Source organism: Stenotrophomonas sp. PI_27 (assembly GCF_027854495.1).
Classification (GTDB): Bacteria; Pseudomonadota; Gammaproteobacteria; order Xanthomonadales; family Xanthomonadaceae; genus Stenotrophomonas; species Stenotrophomonas pavanii.
The window spans coordinates 1-1,868 of record NZ_JAJNOF010000033.1 but is presented as its reverse complement, the minus strand read 5'-3'; the positions used below and the strand labels follow the sequence as shown (position 1 = coordinate 1,868).

1 protein-coding gene and 1 pseudogene are annotated in these 1,868 nt (G+C 56.7%); both read left to right on the top strand.

The features are described 5' to 3' along the window. Positions 1-151, top strand: a pseudogene (locus LRM18_RS20320) (polyamine ABC transporter ATP-binding protein); the annotation flags it as partial. Positions 152-617: 466 nt separating this feature from the next. After that, positions 618-1,757: a M35 family metallo-endopeptidase gene (locus LRM18_RS20315; RefSeq protein ID WP_270955372.1), complete on the top strand. Its 1,140-nt coding sequence runs from the start codon at positions 618-620 to the stop codon at positions 1,755-1,757. Positions 1,758-1,868 lie beyond the last annotated feature (111 nt).

Here is a 1,868-nt window from a genome sequence, read left to right as displayed (position 1 = left end):
TCAGCGGCCGGTCAACATGATGTTCCAGTCCTATGCCCTGTTCCCGCACATGACGGTGGAGCAGAACATTGCCTTTGGCCTGAAGCAGGACGGCCTGGGCAAGGACGCGATCAGCAAGCGCGTGGACGAGATGCTGGACTGGGTGCAGATGGCCACATGCCGATGCCAACCTTGACCCCGCTGGCGGTTTAAGCGTCCGTAGCGACCCGACCATCTACCTGCCGCCTGACGTGGCCGAGAAGATGTTTACCTATTCGATCTACACGCCGAATACCGACAAGCTCTACACCCGGCTGTGAGTCGGGGTGAAGATCGGGCGTTGAGCGCTGGTTGGGAGGCGCGGGTGATTGCCGACCGTTGGTCAGCGCGCCTTTAGATGAAGGCGCATGCCGTGCAGTCAAGCAGCGATGGAAGCAGCCCATGATGGAAAGCGCAGTGGGGGGCGCAGGAGTGAAGCGGGTGCAGACACGTCTCCCTAGCCGAGAATTCCTTGGAGCAGGGCTGCACTGCAAAAATTCTGAAAATGGCGAGTGGATCAGCATTCGTTCGTCGATTTCTTGCATTTTCATTCTCATGTCACTGATGCTTGTTGTCCATCCACCTCAAGGAAGTGAATAATGAAGGCCATATCCTGGATCGGTTCCGTAGTCATATTTCTGGCCGGGGCTGCTTCGGCAAATGCGCAATTGTCCGTGCAAATGAAGCAGGCAGCAGGAGCCGCAATGGCTGACGTAGTGGTCCACGTCACCTACATCAATTCGGGCGCAGTGGCGCTCAGCATTCCCGAGAGGGGGCTACCCAGAGTCCTGCAGGATGGAAGGCTGTGGAATGATGCGTTTCTTGTCGTTTCGCAGGATGGAGATGCAGCTGCATATCGCGGAATCATTGCCCACCTGAGTGCCGCCGCTCGAGAGAAAACGCTGACGCTGGAGCCTGGACAGCGGCTTGTTCGACAGGTCAATCTTTCCCTGAACTATGAGCTTCGTCCGGGTCAGACATACAAGATTTCCGCTCCGATTCTTAGATACCGGATTCTTGACGGTACGGAGACTGCGGGAGCGGCCGCGATCGACAAGGAGGCTTCCACATCTCCCGTCTCGTTGCTGATCGTGGCTCCGCTGCCTCGTGCAGGCCAGCGCGCCGAAACTGCGCCGCAGGAAGCATCCCGAGTGGCATCTTGCCCGCCAGCCCGATTAAAGGAGGTAACGGCGGGAGTTGCCGCTGCGGCGGGTATCGCCCGCAGTTCGAAGAACTATCTGGAGTCGCTTTATGGATACGAGTTTGGAGAATCATCCATTATCGTGACGTTCAAAGAGACTGCTCGCTACAGGTCGTGGTTCGGTGAGCATGGCGATCCTAACATCGCAAATCCGGTCAATGACCGGATCAGAAAGACAGTCTCGGGAGTCGCTACCCGGTTCGCATTGCTCAAGCAACCTTCTTGCGATTGCCCGGAAGAGATGGTTGGAGACACCAATGCTTGGATCTCCATTGCAGTTCCCTATGTTGTGAATTATTGCCCACGTTTTTTCGATCTCCCGGTAGGTCCCAATGTGCCCTCTGGGTCAAAGGCGGCGACCATCTACCATGAAGTAACTCATTTTTCCGATACCTTCGCACTTGGAACGACCGATCTGGACGAGCAGTTTCCAAGCCCGGAAGACGCGCGCTACGTCGCTAGGACGGCGCGAGACCTGGCATCTGAGCATTCATACGGATACGAGTACTTCGCTGACAATCATGGCAATGAGAACTGATCGGCGGCGCATGAAGGGTGGTGTTACTTTGTAACGATCGTATTGGTGCGTGGGGTAGCGGGCGGCAATGACGGGTCCGCGGCCGATGCATCGGCGTCCTCTTGCCAGCTC